Here is a 17,932-nt window from a genome sequence, read left to right as displayed (position 1 = left end):
CAAAACCGTCATCCACGTCATGGCCGACGCACAGCGCCTCGGCGTTACAAAACTCGGAATCGTCGGACAGGAACAGTTCGTAGACGGTAAGTGAGGATTTTTGAGAATGGCTTCTCGTTTTTTACGTACCCTTTTGTGTGCAACAACAGCATGGATTGTCATGCAGCCCGTTGCACATGCGGCAGATGAACTCGGCCAACAGGTTGGGACAGAACTGGAAGCCGCGCAGTCTGCTCTGGCAGCACATAATTATGCCAAGGCGATGGATGCAGTAAATGCTGCAGATGCCGTAAAAGGCAAAACAGATTACGAAGATTACACCATTGCGCAGATGCGTGCCGCTGTGGCCACACAGGCAGGCAATCTTTCGGCGGCAACAGCGGCTTACGATAAGCTGATTGCCTCCCCCCGCACGCCGCAGGCCATGAAAAATCAGATGTTAAAGTCTGAAGCGACCATGGCTTATACTGCCAAGGATTACCCTAAGGCAGTTGCCAATATTCAGCGTTACCTGAAAACCTCTGGTTCTGATCCCCAGATGGAAACATTGCTGGCGCAATCTTACTATCTTCAGAAGGATTACCCCAATACCATCAAGGTGGTGAAGCAACAGGCGAGTGCCGCCATAAAGGCCGGCAAAACACCAACAGAATCTGAACTGCAAATGCTTGCAGCCAGTGCGACGGCACTAAAGGATTCTACTGCTACAACCCACGCATACGTTCTGCTGGCAACGTATTACCCTAAAAAGGAATACTGGGCGCTGTTGCTGCATGAACTGGTGGTAAATACCAAAATTCCGGCATCCTTACAGTTGGATGTTTATCGTATCCGTTTGGCCGTTGGGGATGTTTCCCAAGCGCGTGATTTTATGGATATGACGGAAATTGCTGTCCAGCAAAATACGCCGCAACTGGCGCTGGATCTGATGAATCAAGGTTACCAATCTGGTATTTTAGGGCAGGGGGCGGAGGCTCCCCGTCAAGCCCGTTTGAAAGCTATGGTTGAAAAAGCTGTAGCTTCCAAAAAGGCTTCCATTGCAGCAGATGAGCAGGCGGCTGCTTCTGCCAGAAATGGGGATGATTTGCTGACAGTCGGGTACAATTACGTTACTTTTGGGCAGGCTGATAAAGGCTTGCAACTTATGCAGCAGGCCATCAGCAAAGGTGTAAGTGACGTGAATATTGCGCGCCTGCACTTAGGGCTTGCAGAGCTTTATGCTGGCCATAAGGATCAGGCTCTGGCTGCTTTACGTAGTGTTGAAGGAGATAATGGTGCGCATGATATCGCGCAGCTTTGGATCTTGCACGTGATGCAGCCCGTGAGCGCTAAATAGCTTAAACTGCGAAGTTATATAAAAAAGGGCCATCCTGATATTGAGGGTGGCCCTTTTTTTATTAAGGAACGCAGGAAGCATGAGACTGATTTTATCAGATAAGATCTTTGTTGGCGTCTTCTTCTTCCCCATCGTTAACAGAATCACGATGAACCCATGTTGAAAGGAGCAACCCAAACCCCAGCATAACATTCAGCATGGCGGAGCCACCGTAAGAGACCAATGGTAGAGGCACCCCCCCTACAGGGATAGCGCCCATCACCATGGAAAGATTAACCAAGCAGTAGAAAAAGAAGTTCATGCTGATACCAAGGGCAATAAGGCGCCCAAAGCGGTTACGGCAGCGGATAGCCATGATCATGCCGCCCAGAATGATTATGAGCAGCAACCCGATAACAGCAGCAGCGCCAACAAAGCCCCATTCTTCTGCAATCATTGTAAAAATGAAGTCTGTTTGCTTTTCAGGCAGAAAGTTTAATTGCCCTTGTGATCCATGCAGATAGCCCTGCCCCCACATACCGCCAGAACCCAAGGCAATTTTAGACTGTATGATATTGTAGCCTGCTCCTAGTGGATCATTTTCCGGATGCAAAAAGGTGGTTATGCGCGCGCGTTGGTAATCATGCAGATGGTTGTATGCAAATTTGATAAGCGAAGGTACGGGAAGCAAAAGCAGCACAATTTGCCAAAGCCGCATGCCTGCTGCAAAAAACAGAGATGCGCCAATGCCGCCAATAATGACGGCAGTGCCAAGGTTAGGTTCTTTTAATACAAGGCCAACAGGCACAAGTACGATAAGCGCAGGAGGAATCAACCACAAAGGGTTGCCCATACGGGCATAGCTTATGCGAGAAAACCATGCAGAAAGTGCCAGAACCAGCGCAATTTTGGCGAATTCTGAGGGTTGAACCTGCAACCCGCCTATAATCAACCAGCGTTCTGCGCCCTTGCCCACATGGCCCATGCGTAACACGGCGACAAGCAGGATAAGCGAAAGCACATACATGGGTGCTGCCGCGTGGATAAGCATGCGTGGGGGAAGCATGGCGATGGTAATCATCATTACCAAACCCACAGCAAAGCGTGCAGCTTGTGGGGCCGCAAAAGGGTAAGGCGTGCCACCACCGGCAGAATAGAGTGTAACGTACCCAACACCAGCCAATGTGCAGATCAGTAGAATGTACAACCAACTGATACGCCATAACTTGGACATCAGGCGGAAGCTTGGTTCTGCCCGGAGCAGCCGTTTATGAAACTTCATGGATCACTTACCAGGCTGCTTGCATCAGCTACACTTTCTGGCGGCGGCGTGGTGTGTGTTACCGGATCACGCAACAAAGTATCGCGCATGATAATACGGGCCAGAGGGGCTGCGGCATCTGCACCTGCGTTTCCGTGTTCGATCACAACAGAAACAGCATAACGTGGGGAATCATAAGGGGCGAAGCAGATAAACAACGCGTGCGGCCGATACTCCCATGGCAGATTGGCAGAGTTAAAATGCCCGCTTTCACGCAATGCGCGTGAAACACGCCGTACCTGTGCAGAACCCGTTTTGCCAGCCATAGTGATGCCGGGGAGATCCAGCCGCGCTTTGGGGGCCGTTCCATGCGGTTCGTTAATAACAGCAAACATGCCAGAGCGCAGGGCTGCTAGATATCTGTCTGGCATATCAAGGGTGGGCCAATGGTCTGGCTGTACTTGCTTGCCAATTTCTCCGTTTATGGCGCGCACAAGATGGGGCTGCACGGCCCGGCCAGAGGCAATGCGGGCTGTATAGGTCGCCAGTTGTAAAGGCGTAACCTGTACAAACCCCTGCCCAATGCCGCTTACAATTGTATCTCCACCATTCCAATGGTGGTGGTGAGCCTGCCGCCATGCGGGAGTGGGAATGAGGCCGGTGCGGGTATGGGGCAACTCGATATCCAACTGCGTGCCAAGGCCGAATTTATGGGCTGTGGCTGCAATACGTTCCATGCCTATACGACGTGCGACTTCGTAAAAATAAACGTCGCAGGAATATTTAAGCGCCAGATGCAGATCAACAGACCCATGCCCCCACCGAGACCAGCAGTGAAAGCGTGTACCACCGACATCTAGGTGACCGGGGCAGAAAAAACGATCTGTGGGGGAAACAAGGCCAGATTCTAAAGCCGCCATGGCAACAGCGGGTTTAAAGGTGGAACCGGGAGGGTATACCCCAGCCACAGCTTTATTGATAAGGGGTGTGCGCTGGTTGTTTGTCCATTCAATCCACTGCGCATGGCTTACGCCACTATCAAACAATGAGGGATCAAACGAGGGTGTACTGACCATGGCAAGCACCTCGCCATTCTGGCAGTCCATCACCACGGCAGAGGCTGTTTGATCTCCGATGGCGTTCAGTACTTTTTGCTGAAGCGCGCGATCTATGGTTAGGCTGATTTCTTCACCCGGCACGCCTTCTTCGCGGTTTAGCTCAGACATCACACGCCCAACGGCGTTGACCTCCATTTCCACAGATCCGGCCGTGCCACGAAGATTGTCATCCTGACTTTGTTCAATACCCGCACGGCCTACGCGCATCCCTGGCAGGGCCAACAAAGCAGAACGGGCCACATCTTTTTCATTGGGCGGGGCTACGTAGCCGATAATATGGGCGAGTAGTTCGCCTTCCGGGTAAACGCGGCGTGTGCCCACATCAATCAACACGCCGGGGAGAGAGGGGGCGTTGAGTTCAATACGTGCCATTTCATCCCACGAGAGGAAATCTCGCAGCATGACCGGCACAAAGCGCCGTTGATGCCGCATTTCACGCGCGATTCGTGTGCGGTCACGTTCATCTAGCGGAATAATGCTGGAAAAGCGTTCAATCGTGCCTGTTACATCCGTGGTTTCTTCAGGCATCAAAAGGGCGCGCCAGTTTTCCTTGTTATTGGCAAGGGCCACGCCGTAGCGGTCTACAATACGCCCGCGTGGTGGTGCCAAAAGGCGCTTGCTGATACGGTTTTTGGCGGCCATGCGGGCATAATGGTCACCATCTTCTATCTGGATTTTATACAGGCGGCGGCCAAGCTCCCCCAACGCCACCGTTTGGACAGCCATAAACAGCAGCGCTCGGCGTGTAAAAACGCCACGGGCAGGGTCTTTCTGTTCACGAACAGGTAGAAAACGCCGGTTTTCTTTCTTGCGCCGCTTCAGCCACATAAGAAGCTTTCATGCCTGTTCATGCGGATTCCTTTTCATCCAGAATATGCAGGAACCATGAGAAAGTGGCGGAAAGCAACGGATAAACCCCTATGCACAGTAGTGCTTCAAAAAAGGCAGGAGCCGGATCAAGGCCATGCAGCCGGAACAAACATGCCAATGCCCACTGTAGGAAAGAGGCGGCTCCACCTATCAGACCGTAAAGGCACCATACTACTAAAAAATTCATACGCATGAGCCCAAATCGGGCATAGGTGCTGATTCCGTAAACCAGAAGCAGAATAAATGAGCTTACGCCCAAAGGTGTAAAGCCAACCAGATCCATAAACAGGCCCAGCAAGAAAGGCGCCAGCGCAGGCATACCGGTAGGCCGCCAAACAGACCAGAAAAATACAGAGCCGATAACAATGGCAGAAAGCAGTTCGGCAGAACCGGGAATGGCTAGGGGTGCCGAAAAAAAGATAATAACCAGAACAATAAAAGCAGATGGCAACAGATGGCGCGCTGTGCGGTCAAGCTTCTGGCCGAGCGTTAGGCGCGGTTCAAGATCTGGGTCCCATGATGGGGGTGAGGGATCGGACATCAGGTTACCCTTCCTGTCCTTGTCCCAGAAGTGTTTTGAAAGGCAGTGCTAATGGCCGATGCGGGCGGGTAAGTGGTACATGACCCGGAGCATCAGGCGGCTCAATTTCAGATTGTCCAAAATCGAACACACGCAGCATGGTCAGTTTATCCAATTGCACAAAGGGCTGTACAACTGGTTGCCCCGGGTGCAGGTAATGTACCGTGCCAATAGGCAACCCCATGGGGAAGGCGCCAGCTTGATCACTGGTTACAACACGCTCCCCTTCAATGGGGCGTGAATCCTGCGGATAATACATCAGCCTTGGCATGGGGGAGTTGTCGCCTGCCATTATGGCCGTGGCATGGCTGGATTCCAGCTCAATGGGCAGGCGGCTGGCAATATCGGTTATTAACAAGATGCGGGCCGCATGTGGGCCAACTTCGGTAACGCGTCCTGCCAGACCATTTGTTGCTAAAGCAACATTGCCAACATGCACGCCACTGGTGGTGCCAGCCACAAGCAAAACAGCGCGGGCATACATGCCACCACTATCTGCCACTACTCGGCCCGTTACAAAGGCTGGGGTAGGTTCTGGCACCCAGTGCAGTTCTGTCTTTAAGCTATCATTTTCCCGCGCAAGAGAGACTGCAACATCATACCACCGGCGCAGTTTGGCATTTTCGGTTTGGAGTTTGGCGTTTTCTTCCGCCAGATGGCGGGCATCTTTTATGCCTTGCACAAGGTGGCTAACATCTGTTTGCGTATGGGCAATAAGCCCCCACAAAGGGGCTAAAGCATCTGCCACATACATACGCGCAGTATCAGCCAGCTTTCTATCGGCTTGGCCTGCAATAATAATCCCGACAGACAACAGCAGCAGCACTGGCAAAACCAGTTTGCCAAGAGCTTGTCTTACCTGGATGGAAACCGGGATCATAAAAGCCGGGAACCCCTATCAGAGGGAAGGAAAGCGAAAGGCATGCCCATTTGCATTCTGGCGCCGGGTTACAGCCAGATAGCTGGTGCCTTGGGTTAATACATGGTTGTCAGCACGTTGCGCAGACGTTTCATTTCTTCCAACGCGCGGCCTGTACCCAAAGCCACGCAGGAAAGTGCATCTTCAGCTACTGTAACAGGCAGGCCTGTTGCAAGGCGCAGTACGTCACTCAGCCGGTAAAGCAATGCGCCACCACCGGTCAGAACAATGCCTTTATCAACAATATCGGCAGCAAGTTCCGGGGGCGTGTTTTCCAGCGCGGTTGTTACGGCATCCACAATCTGGCTTACAGGCTCCATAAGGCTTTCTGCAATTTGCGCTTGTGAAACCTGAACTTCACGCGGGACACCGTTAATCAGATCACGTCCTTTAACATCCTGCCACGGGCCATTTTCATAAGGCTCATCTGGCATCATGGCGGAGCCCAGGCTGATCTTGATACGCTCTGCTGAGCTTTCACCAATCAACAAGCTGTGGGTGCGACGAATATAAGAGATAATGGCTTCATCCATTTTATCTCCGCCCACGCGTACGGAACGTGCATACACAATGCCGCCGAGGGAGATAACGGCCACTTCTGTTGTGCCGCCGCCAATATCTACAATCATGCTGCCAGAAGGTTCTGTAACCGGCAGGCCCGCACCTATGGCAGCTGCCATGGGTTCTTCAATCAGGAACACACGCCGGGCGCCAGCGCTTTCCGCACTTTCCTGAATGGCACGGCGTTCTACCGCAGTGGAGCCAGAAGGCACACACACAATAATCTGGGGACTGGCGAAAGCGCGACGATTATGAACCTTGCGGATGAAATGTTTGATCATTTCTTCCGCCACTTCAAAATCAGCAATCACGCCATCACGCATGGGACGAATGGCCGTAATATTGCCCGGGGTACGACCAACCATCTGCTTGGCTTCTTCCCCTACGGCAAGAAGCTGCTTTTTTCCTCGTATATCTGCAATAGCCACAACAGAGGGTTCGTTCAGTACGATACCCCGTCCTTTTACGTAAACAAGGGTGTTGGCAGTACCCAGGTCAATAGCCATGTCGGCAGACATGAGACCGAGCAGACGAGAAAACATCCAGGACTCCTGGTTGAAGCGGGCACCATACAACAGAGGGCGAGAAAGCCGGACACGCTAACCCGCCCCTGCTGCTTTGGAAATATGTGAGCAGGAATTACCGGTGCGTAACGAGGCAGACAAGACCTTCCGTCAAGAAACTGACATATAATGTCAAGGTAAGGTTTGTCTGCCCGGTTTTGCAGGAGGGCCTGAAAAGTTTTTTCAGGCTGTCAGGGCTTCTGGTTCTGTCCGAGCCCGTTTAACCAGCAGCTTGTTTAGTGCATGCACGTAAGCACGCACGGCAGAAACAACCGTATCTGCATCTGCGCCTTGGCCATCTACCATCTTACCGGCTTCTTCCAGACGCACGGTTGTGCGGGCCTGCGCATCAGTGCCTTCGGTTACGGCACCAACAGAGAACAGGGCCAGACGCGCTTCATGCGGGAAGGTCTTGCGTAGCGCGTTAAAGGCGGCATCCACTGGGCCGTTGCCTGTGGCTTTGGCTTCAATGGCTTTGCCATCCACGCTCAGTTCCAGGTCAACTTCGGAAGGCTGGCCAGAAATGGATTTCAGGCTTAGCGCACCAAAGCGGATGCGGTCATGATCACGGGCTTCATCGTCCACCAGTGCGATGATGTCATCGTCGTACACAACCTTTTTGCGGTCTGCCAGATCCTTAAAGCGGGTGAAGGCTTCGTTCAGGCGTGTGTCATCCATGCCATCATAACCCAGCACCTTCAGCTTATCGCGGAATGCGGCCCGGCCGGAGTGCTTGCCCATTACGAGGGAGGAGCGTGTCCAACCCACGCTTTCGGGGGTCATGATTTCATAGGTGGCGGCATTTTTCAGCACGCCATCCTGGTGGATGCCGCTTTCATGCGCAAAGGCGTTACGGCCCACAATGGCTTTGTTAGGCTGCACGTCAAAGCTGGTGATGGTGGCCAGCATCCGAGAAACCTTCAGCAGCCCTTCAGTGTGAATGCCGGTGGTGAAGGGGTATTGGTCATGCCGTGTGCGCAGCGCCATAACAATTTCTTCCAGCGCGGCATTCCCGGCACGTTCGCCAATGCCGTTGATGGTGCATTCCACCTGCCGTGCACCACCACGGATAGAGGCCAGTGTATTGGCAACAGCCAGCCCCAGATCATTATGGTTATGGGCAGAGAAGATCACCTGATCTGCTCCCGGTACGCGCTGGCGCAGCATGGAAAAAATCTTTTCCATGTCTTCTGGCGTGGCGTACCCAACCGTATCGGGAATGTTGATGGTGGTAGCGCCAGCCTTAATAGCGGCTTCTACACAGCGGCACAGAAAATCTGGTTCTGTGCGGGAGCCATCTTCAGCAGACCATTCCACATCATCTGTCAGATTACGGGCGGCTGCGTTGCCGGAGGTAATCAGTTCCAGAACAGTTTCTGGTTCCATCCGCAGCTTGTATTTCATGTGCAGCGGAGAAGTGGAAATAAAGTTGTGGATACGCTTACGTTCTGCCGGGGCCAGAGCCTCACCCGCAGCGGCAATATCCTTGGCGCCGCCGCTGCGTGCCAGTGCGCAGATAACGGAACCCTTGGTGTGTTTGGCAATCTCGTTAACGGATTCGAAATCACCTTTGGAGGCAACAGGAAAGCCCGCTTCAATCACGTCTACACCCAGATTGGCCAGTGCTTCCGCCATACGGAGCTTTTCTGCCAGGTTCATAGAAAAACCGGGAGATTGCTCGCCATCACGCAGGGTGGTGTCAAACACAATCACGCGGTCTGGCGTCATGCGGCCAAAGGACGGATGATTGAAGCTGGTGGTATCAGCAGACATGGAATTCTTCCTGAAAAAGTCTGGTCTGGAACAAGAATAGAGGGGCTGTGCCATATTCTGCCCGTTTATGCACGGGCGCTCTTTTCGTTCTCCCCTGGGCGTGGCAGCGCTTGGCCACCTGGCTCGCTCAGGGGCAGATTAGTCGAAGGAGAAGATCCAGACGGAGGGCCACGCCGCCCGCACCCGTCAATTTACGGGTATGCAGGGAATCGGACGTGAACCACTCGGAATTCATGCGCAGCACCATACCGTCCTGTTTTTCAAACGCAACAGTAAACGTTGTTAAATGCCCCTTTAGGCCACAGCTTTTGTGCCACGCAGGCAATGCAGCACATACAGCATAACACCCAGCAACACGGCAGCGAATGTTTGATGCACCGCACCTGCCCACACAGGCACGACCAGCAACAGAGTGGTAACGCCTAGCGCGTACTGGATAACAACGGCCCACCCTAAAAGGATGAAGGCGTTATGCGCTTTAGCCCCCAGATCTGTCGCTTTCAGGCCAACAAATAGCACAGCGCCAATGCTGAGGGCTGTAAGGGTGGCCAGAAGGCGGTGGTCAAACTGCACAGCCGCTTTGTTGATGAACCAGTTCATCCAGAAAGGTGAAAGTTGGGCGTAATCTGTCGGGATCAAATGCCCATCCATCAGCGGGAAGGTGTTGAACAGGAACCCCGCATGTGTGCCAGCCGTAAACCCACCGGCAATAATCGTGGTGCACAGTAGCACAATAGTAAAGCAGGCCAACCGCTTGGCCAGGCGTGCGGCGGAGGATGAGGTATGACTTTCTGGTACAGGCCAACGGATAGAAAATGCCGTCCACAAAATGGCGCCATAAAGCAACAGGGCTGCACTCAGGTGCAGCACAAGCCGTATAGGTTCTACTGCCGTGCTGTTGGGGCGGAAGCCAGAAGCCACCATAAACCACCCAATGGCACCCTGTAGCGCACCCAGAATGAAAAAGATGAACAAACGCAGGGCCAACCGGCGCGTGATCATGCCTCTCACAACAAACCAGATCAGAGGCAGCAGAAGAACCAGCCCCATCAGGCGGCCCCAGAAGCGGTGAATCCATTCTGCCCAGAAAATTCTCTGGAACCCTTCCAGCCCAAATCCTTCGTGCTGAAGGTGATATTGCGGAATGGTTTTATAAAGTGCGAACAACCTTTCCCACTCACCATGGGAAAGAGGCGGAATAAAACCGCTTACGGGCTGCCAATCCATAATGGAAAGGCCCGAACCTGTCAGGCGCGTTACGCCACCAATGGCGATCATGCCCAGCAGCATGAAGCAAAGCAGAAACAGCCAACCTGAAATGAGTTTGCGGTGGGCGGGTGTCATGTCTGTCTGGGGGGATGATGAGGTGGGCATGGCAGCCTTTGGCGCTGTGGGTTAAATTTCTGTATCGGGTTTACAGCCAGCTTGCGGGCTGCTGCAAGAAGATGGTACCGCTAGGCTGGATGGAACAGCATATTCGTCCACCCTCCCGGTCTTCTGTATCGCTTCTGCGTCCACTGCTTATGCTGCTTGTATTGGTGGTGGGGGCGGTTGGGTTGCGGCATGTGCCAGCTCTCCACAGTATGTTGCATGGCACAGATGTGCTGCGCCAAGGCGTGTGGGGCCGCATGGTGTTTTTATCTGGCGCTGTTTTGTGGTGCGGGTTTGGGCTGCCACGTCAGGTGGCCGGATTTGCCGCCGGATTGGCTTATGGTTTGTGGGAAGGTCTTGCACTTATCACCATAGCCTCCACATTGGGGTGCTTGGCAGGGTTTTTCTGGGCCAGATGGGGCGGGCGCGCATGGGCGCGGCAGAAATTGGGGCAACGTTTTGCCCAAATGGACGCATTTCTGACACGTCAGCCGTTTTCAAGTATTCTTACCTTGCGGCTGCTGCCCGTGGGGTCTGCGTTACTGCTGAACCTTTTGGGGGGCATTTCAGGTATGGATGTGCTGCCGTTTTTTACAGCAACCCTTTTGGGGAGCATACCGCAGAACCTTGTTGCCGTTTTGTTGGGCGCGGGGGTTCAGGTAGGTACTTTTTGGCAGTATGCAGCAGGTGGCGCGTTGTTTGTGCTTTCTGGCGCTATTGGCGTGTGGCTATGGCGGCATGCACGTATAGCCCGGCAGGTTTCCTGATCCATATATGGTCTGGCTGCTGCTGAGATGTCAGGAATTAAAGGCTGATCTTACGCCCGTTGTAAAATAAAAGGCGCTGGCCTGTTGCCTGTCTTTTTGCCAGACATTTTTCTTTTTCCTTCTGTTTTTGTTTGTTTTTGGAGTGCTGCTTATGGCTTCTCCCTCTGCTGTGCGGGATGCCGGAACGTCTTTTATTGGTGGGCGCATCCCCATGTGGATGCCGGTGCTTTTAGGGTTCCTGACAGCCGTTGGACCTATTTCGACAGATATCTATCTGCCAGCTTTTCCGGCCATGGAGCAGACCTTCCATACAAGTGCGGGCAATGTGCAGTTCACATTGTCTATCTGGTTTGTTGGGTTAGCTATTGGGCAAATTACTGTAGGCCCCTTGTCCGATAGGTTTGGACGGCGCAAGCCTATGCTTATAGGCAATGCCCTGTATGCCGTGGCTTCTGCCGTATGTGCGTTTGCACCAGATATCACCACATTTTCCATTGCGCGGTTTGTGGCCTCCGTTGGGGCATCTGCCAGTCTGGTTATTCCAACAGCTTGTGTGCGCGATATGGTGCCAGACCGTAATGCCGGAGCACGCATGATGTCTCAGCTGGTTATGGTGATGGGTGTTGTGCCCATTCTGGCCCCTATGCTGGGCGGGTTGGTTGTTGAGTTTGTTTCCTGGCGGATTATTTTTTGGGCTTCTGCGGCCTATGGCGCGATATGTGTGGCGTTGATTCTGTTTATTCTACCAGAAACACTGCCATATGACCGGCGCGTGGCTCTTTCTCCTTTCACGCTGGTATCACGTTACGTCACCCTGATTCGGGATCGGGCCTTTGCCAGCCATGCGCTGATAACGGCTTTTTCTACCTTCATGTCCTTTAGCTACCTTACCGCAGCGCCTTTTGTGTTTGTGCAGTTGTTTCATTTCTCACCGCTGCATTTTTCCATGCTGTTTGGGTTCTTTGCGGTGTTCATGATCGGGGCTTCGCAGGTGAACGGGCTTTTGGTCGGGCGCATCGATTCTGGCAAACTGCTTCAGGGGGCTATCTGTCTTTCCGTTGTCGGGGGAATTTTGCTGGTAGCAGTAAGTTTGTGGAGCGCTTGGTACGCACCTCCGGCATGGCAGCCATATGAAGTGTGGTTGGTTATTGCGGCTATGCTGCTGGCACTTGCACCTACTGGCATTATTTTTCCTAATGCCATGATGGGGGCTTTGGCGGATCATCCGTCTCTTGCCGGGGCGGCATCTGCTTTGGCTGGCACCCTACAATATGTGTTTGGGGCTGTGGCTGGTGTTGTGGTTGGACAATTTCCGGCTGTTTCTGCAATTCCTATGGCAGGATGCATGTGTTGTGGTGCTATTCTGATGTTCTTGGCGGGTCTATCGCGCCCTCATCGACAGAATGTGAACTAAAAATTGCACAAAAAGCGGTTATGCCCGCTCTGCTCTTGACGGTGACAGGACTGCGGCCCAGTCCAGATGAAAAGATGGCGTTAAGGAAGGGAGCGTGCATAACATGCCACGGCATCCAGCAAGACGGGCCCACATTCTGGCGCTTATTGGCGCCGGGCTGCTGATTGTAACTTTTGGCACAATGGGGATTGAGCTGGGTAATGAAATGGCCCGGCATGGTAATCTGGATCGTCAGAGCACCGCAGCAGGCAATTACTTGCGCGGGTTGCACCATGCCACCAGTGATGCCCGCATATGCCATTACGCCTGGATGGCCGAGCATAGGCCGCAGGATGGCAGTTGTTACATTCAGGCTATTCAACAACTTTCTGATGCGCGGCGTGGGTTTGAATCCTTTCGCGTCGTTCAACTGCGAGAGGGTGGGGGCCGTGTAGAACCGCTGCAAAGCGTGTGGCAGCAGCTTGAAACCATAAGCGCCTGGCCCCATTCCCCAGAGGGGACTCCCGCCGGAGGGGCGCAGCTTCTGGCGGATCTGGATCAGAATCTTTCTATTCTAAGCCGTGCCAGTACGCTGGATCAGGCAGACCGTGTCGCCAACATGCTGCGCAACACAAGTTGGCAGCGGCGCTTGGCGTTGCTGGGTATTCTTACGGGTGTTTTCAGCCTTGTTTCTGCAGGCTGGGTGTTGGATCGTTCTTCCTTGGCGGCAGCGCGGGCAGAGGCTTCATCGCGTGATCTGGCATTGCGTTTGCGGGCAACGTTGGACAGCTTGAGCCTTGGCGTGGCTGTGTTTGGTGCTGATGGCCATTTGTGGCACTGGAACGAACAACTGGCTATGGCCTTGGGCTTGGAAAAGAGCTTTTTCAAACCCGGCCTATCTTACAATGATTTAAGTGCAGTGCTGGTGGTAGATGGTGTGCCGCTGCTTGAACCATTGGAACATGTTGAAACCAGCTTGGCCAAAGGGCAGCCCGCACCACCTGTCGTCGTGGAGTGCAAAGGCATTAACGGCGCAGATCTGGAATTGTGCCGCACCTTGTTTTTTGCCCCGGATGGTGCAGCAGAGCGGCGTGGGTTTGTGCTGACAGCCGCAGATATCACCATGCGTTTGCGCAGTGAACGTGCATTGGGTGAGGCGCAAAAGCTGCGAGCACTGGGGCAGTTTACCGCAGGTATTGCTCACGATTTCAAAAATCTTCTCACCGTCATTTTGGGAAATCTGGAGCTTGCGGCAGAGCACGATCTGCCAGATCAGGTAGAGCAACGGCAGGAATATCTGTCTGCCGCCACACATGCCGGGCATAGGTCTGAAGCCCTTACAAGCCAGCTTCTTTCCTTTATGCGCAGGCAACAAACTGGCGTGCCAGACTGTTTTGATCTGGCCGATCTGTTTTCTTTGCTGGATGGATTGTTGGCGCGTGTTATCGGCCCCAGAATTGTGGTGGAATGTGCTGATGTCTCAGGTGTATGGCCTGTGCGTGCAGATCCAGCGCAGCTTGAAAGTGCTGTGCTCAATCTGGCTATCAATGCGCGAGATGCCATGCCATCCGGTGGCCGACTGCGTATTGCCGCCCGTAATGTCACATTCTCTGTCAACGCAGATCTGATGAGCTTGCCCGTTGAGGAAGGCCGCAACATGCGCGTGGTTTCAGACCCGACTCCGCTGCCTGCCGGGGATTGGGTGCGGTTGGATGTGATTGACAGCGGCAGTGGTATGACGCGAGAGGTGTTGGACCACCTGTTTGAACCGTTTTTTACCACCAAACGGGAGGGCGCAGGCACAGGGCTTGGTATGGCCATGGTTCTGGCTTTTTCCCAACAGGTGAAGGGGCGGGTTGTGGTGGCAACAGGGAGTGGCAGCGGAACAGAGGTTTCCTTGTGGTTGCCCAAGGCTGCGGCTCTTTCTGCCGCACAGGTTTTGCAGCCAGCGGTGTTGCCTAAAATCAGCAAATCAGCGCCATCACAGGCTTTGCAAGTGCTGGTGGTGGAAGATGATGCCGCTATCCGCGATATTGTTGTGACCATTCTGAGCATGGCTGGCCATCGTGTGTTAGAAGCTGGAGATGGTGAGCAGGCTTTTGATGTGGCAGCGGCTGCGGAAGGGCCTCTTGATCTGTTGGTAACGGATATTCAACTGCCCGGCCCACTGGATGGGCTAACCCTCTCACGCGTGCTGGTGGAACGGTATCCTGAACTGGCTGTCGTTTATATGTCGGGGGATCTTACAGCGGATTCCAAACTCCCCGAAGGTGGCGTGGCCAGTGCGCGGCTTTTGGCCAAACCTTTCCGCAGAGATGGCCTGATGGAAGTGGTAACAGCAGCACTGAGTGCGCGCACTGGAGCATAAGCAGACCATAAGGGAAAAGCCGCCATACCTTGCAGAACCGGCGTATGCAGGATAGAGCGGGCGCCGGATTGCCCGAACGTGTTCTTCTTTTTTGGCAGGATACAAGGCAGAAGTAACAGAGGGCCAGCCAAGGCTGGCACGCAGGAAGGATTATTAAGGCCATGACGGCACATGAGGAAATCGACCTCAAGCGCTTTATCCGGCACGTTCCCGATTTTCCTAAACCGGGCATTCTATTTTACGATATTTCCACCCTTATGCGGAATCCGGATGCCTGGCAGTTGGCCATGGGGCGTTTGGCACGGCAGGTGGCGCCGCTTAAGCCAGATCTGCTGGCTGCCGTTGAATCCCGCGGGTTTTTAACAGCCGCACCGTTGGCGGATCGCTTGGGTTGTGGGCTGCTGATGCTGCGTAAATGTGGCAAGCTGCCGGGTGACACCATTTCTCACACCTATGATCTGGAATACGGCAGCGATACGCTGGAAATTCAGGCAGATGCCGTCCAGCCCGGTCAGCGCGTGGTGGTTATGGATGATCTGCTGGCAACCGGCGGTACTTTGGCTGCTTCTGTAGCGCTGCTGCGTAAGGCGGGAGCGAACGTGGTAGGCGCTTCTGTTATGGTGGAATTAACAAGTTTGGGTGGCCGTAATAAAGTAGATGCCCCTGTTTCCACTTTATTGACGTACAAAGAATAAGCTCTTTCAACATTCATATGTTCTGTTTGCGCATCTGGGTGCTGAACAGAACATATGAGGTGTGAATACGCTTTTCTGCCATGTTGGGGTAAGAGAAGATGTATGGCACGTTGTTTCCCCATTAGCACCTCAGGTTTGGCCGCGTGAAAAGCATGACGCTTTCCTTGGGGCAGCTTTGGCGGTCGGTCTCTATTATTGTCCGGCAGGCGCTTGTTGGTGGCGGCCCACCACGCAAGCTTGACCATTTACGTTGGTTGTTTGCGCCCAATCTACTTTCTTTTGGGTATGCGCTTCGCACCACCATTTCATCCTTAATTGCTCTTGGCATTGCCTTGTGGTGGGAACTGGGGAGCCCGCAATGGGCGGCCCTTACTGTGTGGATGGTGGCGCAAGGCACGCGCGGCAAATCCATTGCCAAGGCGCGTTGGCATATGTTTGGCATGGTGGTAGGCACAATATGTGCCATCGTGCTGGTGGCCAGCATGCCGCAATCTCCGCTGCTGTATATCTTTTTTGTGGCGGTAGGAATTGGCACTTTCTGCTTTATAGGCACGTTGCTGCCCGGCCCAGCCGCCATGACCAATTATCGTATTCACGGTATGCGGGCATCGGGTTTTACGTACGTTATTATTGCGTTGGATGGCATAGTTGCGCCCGATCATATTTTTCAGATCGCAATGGCGCGTGCCACATACATTACGCTTGGTATTGTGGTGGAAACCACAATTTCATCCCTTTTCCAGTATCAGTTAGGGTTGCGGGCCAGAACACGATTGGCAACCAACTTTGTGCAAGCCCTTAAAGGTGCCGTGCCCGCCATTTTGCGCTTGTTGCAGGGTGATAGACGGGCTGTGGCAAATTCCCCCGGTGTGTTTTCCACTCTTATTGCGCTGAGCGATCAGGTTGAGTTTGCCGAAATTGAAATGGGCAAACATCAGCATGAAGGTGATCATGCCAGAGCCGCCTTGGCAGCTATTACGGTACTATTGTCACGCGGGTTGGATTTGGGTGCGCTGCTAGAGGTACCGCACAGTCAGGGTGTGGAATATCAGGATACAGCCCAGCAAGTGAGCACTTTTTTGCAAGCTTTGCCAGACAGGCTGGATAACGATCAGCCTATTGAGCCAGTTTTGCGGGATCTCACATCTTTACGGGCAACATGTCGGCAACTTGCCGCTGGGTGTCTGGAAAAGGAAATGGAAGCGGCCACGCATCCCCCGCTTGATGAGCAGCAGGATGAAGTGCTGACTCGGCAAGGGCAATTGCTGCATAAGCTGGATACCATGCTGGAAGAGCTGTATCTGGCCATTGAGCAGTTTGAAATGAGCCGCAACCCGCAGCCGCATGACCATTTCCGCTACCCCATGAAGTCTTACAGAGACTGGCGGATGGCGTTTACCAATAGCTTGCGGGCTTCTGTCACCATCTTTCTGGCTGGTGTTCTATGGATTACCACCGCTTGGCCTGATGGGCTGACATTTATTATGTTTGTAGGCATTGTGTGTGCGCTGTTTTCCACTTTGGAGCAGCCAGCCCTTGCCACGCAGGCATTCTTGCACGGCACTGTGTGCGTGATTGGCATGAGCGCACTGCTTGATCTGTGGGTGATGGCACAGCCTACAATTTACGAAATGATGGCCATGTGTCTGGCTGTGCCCATGCTGATTGGTGGATTGGCTTTTGCATGGCCACCGCTGGTGCTTGCGGCAGTCGCTTATAATCTGTTTCTGCCTATTCTGGTGGGGCCGATCAATCAGGGGCGGATGGATGAAATCATGTATTTCAACACTGCCATGCCTCTGTTGTTGGCTATGATGTTCTGCATGTGGATGTACCGCGTGTTTCTGCCATATGATCCAGATGGTTTGCGGTGGGATATGCGTGTGAATATTCTGCGCGGTCTGCGTCGTTTGGCAGGCCAGCGCAGACCGCCCGCTGTAACGGAAATTATTGGGCGAAGTGTAGATGGGTTTGTACGCCTTTCCACCATGGCGACAGATGATGGCAATACCTATGTGCTGGAGCGGTATTTAAGCGGCGTGTTGTCTAGTATGACCATTGCGCTCAATGTGTTGCGGTTACGTACCGTTTTAGCGAAGAATATTCTGCCACCAGAGGCACAGAAAGCCGTAGAAGTGATGATGGAACGCATGCAGCGTTTTACTGGCCGATATGGTGGGCAATACGGTCGAACTGCGCGGGCAACACATATAGCTGTAGAGTATTTGTTGAACTGTGAAGAAACCGAAGCAAACCTTTCTGTGCGTGAAGAGATGCTGCGGGCATTAGCCAGTTTGCGGGTGATAGAAACAGAACTTGCAGAGAACCGAGCGTTCTTTGATGCGTCTTCTCCGTATCTGGATAAAGCATTTACCTAA

13 protein-coding genes and 1 pseudogene are annotated in these 17,932 nt (G+C 53.3%); 7 read left to right on the top strand and 7 right to left on the bottom strand.

Translation table 11 applies throughout. From position 1 onward, the window contains the following. Positions 1–94 (top strand): annotated as a pseudogene (locus FKW31_RS02885) (biopolymer transporter ExbD); the annotation flags it as partial. A gap of 12 nt (positions 95–106) precedes the next feature. Further along, complete coding sequence (locus FKW31_RS02880; protein ID WP_150177560.1) at positions 107–1,336, top strand: M48 family metallopeptidase; 1,230 nt, start codon at positions 107–109, stop codon at positions 1,334–1,336. 94 nt (positions 1,337–1,430) lie between these two features. On the opposite strand, the gene rodA is transcribed toward FKW31_RS02880, so the two are convergent. The 7 genes from rodA to FKW31_RS02845 form a co-directional block, all read right to left on the bottom strand. Then, on the bottom strand, positions 1,431–2,597 hold the full coding sequence (gene rodA, locus FKW31_RS02875; protein WP_006116661.1) for a rod shape-determining protein RodA: 1,167 nt from the start codon (positions 2,595–2,597) through the stop codon (positions 1,431–1,433). Beyond that, positions 2,594–4,522, bottom strand: coding sequence for a penicillin-binding protein 2 (gene mrdA / locus FKW31_RS02870; RefSeq protein ID WP_063353275.1), 1,929 nt, complete (start codon positions 4,520–4,522; stop codon positions 2,594–2,596). The genes rodA and mrdA overlap by 4 nt, the downstream gene beginning before the upstream one ends. Positions 4,523–4,541: 19 nt before the next feature. Beyond that, a complete protein-coding gene (locus FKW31_RS02865; RefSeq protein ID WP_006116663.1) occupies positions 4,542–5,105 on the bottom strand; it encodes a hypothetical protein in 564 nt (187 codons plus the stop codon). Positions 5,106–5,109: 4 nt separating this feature from the next. Continuing rightward, positions 5,110–6,024 carry a rod shape-determining protein MreC gene (mreC, locus tag FKW31_RS02860; protein ID WP_006116664.1) on the bottom strand — a complete coding sequence of 305 codons (915 nt, stop codon included), beginning with the start codon at positions 6,022–6,024 and terminating at the stop codon, positions 5,110–5,112. 95 nt (positions 6,025–6,119) lie between these two features. After that, entirely contained in the window at positions 6,120–7,166 is a 1,047-nt protein-coding gene (locus FKW31_RS02855; protein ID WP_003629847.1) for a rod shape-determining protein, read from the bottom strand. Between the two features lie 204 nt (positions 7,167–7,370). After that, on the bottom strand, positions 7,371–8,960 hold the full coding sequence (locus FKW31_RS02850) for a 2-isopropylmalate synthase (protein ID WP_035353929.1): 1,590 nt from the start codon (positions 8,958–8,960) through the stop codon (positions 7,371–7,373). A 294-nt stretch (positions 8,961–9,254) separates the two neighbouring features. Beyond that, a complete protein-coding gene (locus tag FKW31_RS02845; RefSeq protein WP_193562032.1) occupies positions 9,255–10,304 on the bottom strand; it encodes a COX15/CtaA family protein in 1,050 nt (349 codons plus the stop codon). Between the two features lie 14 nt (positions 10,305–10,318). On the opposite strand from FKW31_RS02845, the gene FKW31_RS02840 reads away from it, so the two are divergent. From FKW31_RS02840 to FKW31_RS02820, 5 genes are all read left to right on the top strand, one after another. Then, positions 10,319–11,098 (top strand): TVP38/TMEM64 family protein, encoded by a 780-nt coding sequence (locus FKW31_RS02840; RefSeq protein WP_063353278.1) that lies wholly within the window; start codon positions 10,319–10,321, stop codon positions 11,096–11,098. Positions 11,099–11,249: 151 nt separating this feature from the next. Further along, the gene (locus FKW31_RS02835) at positions 11,250–12,512 is read left to right on the top strand and encodes a multidrug effflux MFS transporter (RefSeq protein WP_063354811.1); all 1,263 of its coding nucleotides are present in this window, start codon (positions 11,250–11,252) and stop codon (positions 12,510–12,512) included. A gap of 103 nt (positions 12,513–12,615) precedes the next feature. After that, complete coding sequence (locus tag FKW31_RS02830) at positions 12,616–14,859, top strand: ATP-binding protein (protein WP_150177554.1); 2,244 nt, start codon at positions 12,616–12,618, stop codon at positions 14,857–14,859. A gap of 161 nt (positions 14,860–15,020) precedes the next feature. Further along, on the top strand, positions 15,021–15,554 hold the full coding sequence (locus FKW31_RS02825) for an adenine phosphoribosyltransferase (protein ID WP_006116671.1): 534 nt from the start codon (positions 15,021–15,023) through the stop codon (positions 15,552–15,554). A 143-nt stretch (positions 15,555–15,697) separates the two neighbouring features. After that, on the top strand, positions 15,698–17,932 hold the full coding sequence (locus tag FKW31_RS02820) for an FUSC family protein (protein WP_150177552.1): 2,235 nt from the start codon (positions 15,698–15,700) through the stop codon (positions 17,930–17,932).

Source organism: Acetobacter sp. DmW_136, assembly GCF_008690365.1.
Taxonomy (GTDB): domain Bacteria; phylum Pseudomonadota; class Alphaproteobacteria; order Acetobacterales; family Acetobacteraceae; genus Acetobacter; species Acetobacter oryzifermentans.
This window is presented reverse-complemented; position numbering and strand designations above follow the sequence as displayed.

Excerpts from the sequence above, each read along its gene's own strand:
- FKW31_RS02830 (WP_150177554.1), top strand. The coding sequence starts at position 12,616 with ATGCCACGGCATCCAGCAAGACGGGCCCACATTCTGGCGCTTATTGGC.
- mrdA (WP_063353275.1), bottom strand. The coding sequence starts at position 4,522 with ATGTGGCTGAAGCGGCGCAAGAAAGAAAACCGGCGTTTTCTACCTGTT.
- FKW31_RS02835 (WP_063354811.1), top strand. The coding sequence starts at position 11,250 with ATGGCTTCTCCCTCTGCTGTGCGGGATGCCGGAACGTCTTTTATTGGT.
- FKW31_RS02880 (WP_150177560.1), top strand. The coding sequence starts at position 107 with ATGGCTTCTCGTTTTTTACGTACCCTTTTGTGTGCAACAACAGCATGG.
- FKW31_RS02840 (WP_063353278.1), top strand. The coding sequence starts at position 10,319 with ATGATGAGGTGGGCATGGCAGCCTTTGGCGCTGTGGGTTAAATTTCTG.
- FKW31_RS02855 (WP_003629847.1), bottom strand. The coding sequence starts at position 7,166 with ATGTTTTCTCGTCTGCTCGGTCTCATGTCTGCCGACATGGCTATTGAC.
- FKW31_RS02845 (WP_193562032.1), bottom strand. The coding sequence starts at position 10,304 with ATGACACCCGCCCACCGCAAACTCATTTCAGGTTGGCTGTTTCTGCTT.
- FKW31_RS02825 (WP_006116671.1), top strand. The coding sequence starts at position 15,021 with ATGACGGCACATGAGGAAATCGACCTCAAGCGCTTTATCCGGCACGTT.
- FKW31_RS02865 (WP_006116663.1), bottom strand. The coding sequence starts at position 5,105 with ATGTCCGATCCCTCACCCCCATCATGGGACCCAGATCTTGAACCGCGC.
- rodA (WP_006116661.1), bottom strand. The coding sequence starts at position 2,597 with ATGAAGTTTCATAAACGGCTGCTCCGGGCAGAACCAAGCTTCCGCCTG.
- mreC (WP_006116664.1), bottom strand. The coding sequence starts at position 6,024 with ATGATCCCGGTTTCCATCCAGGTAAGACAAGCTCTTGGCAAACTGGTT.
- FKW31_RS02850 (WP_035353929.1), bottom strand. The coding sequence starts at position 8,960 with ATGTCTGCTGATACCACCAGCTTCAATCATCCGTCCTTTGGCCGCATG.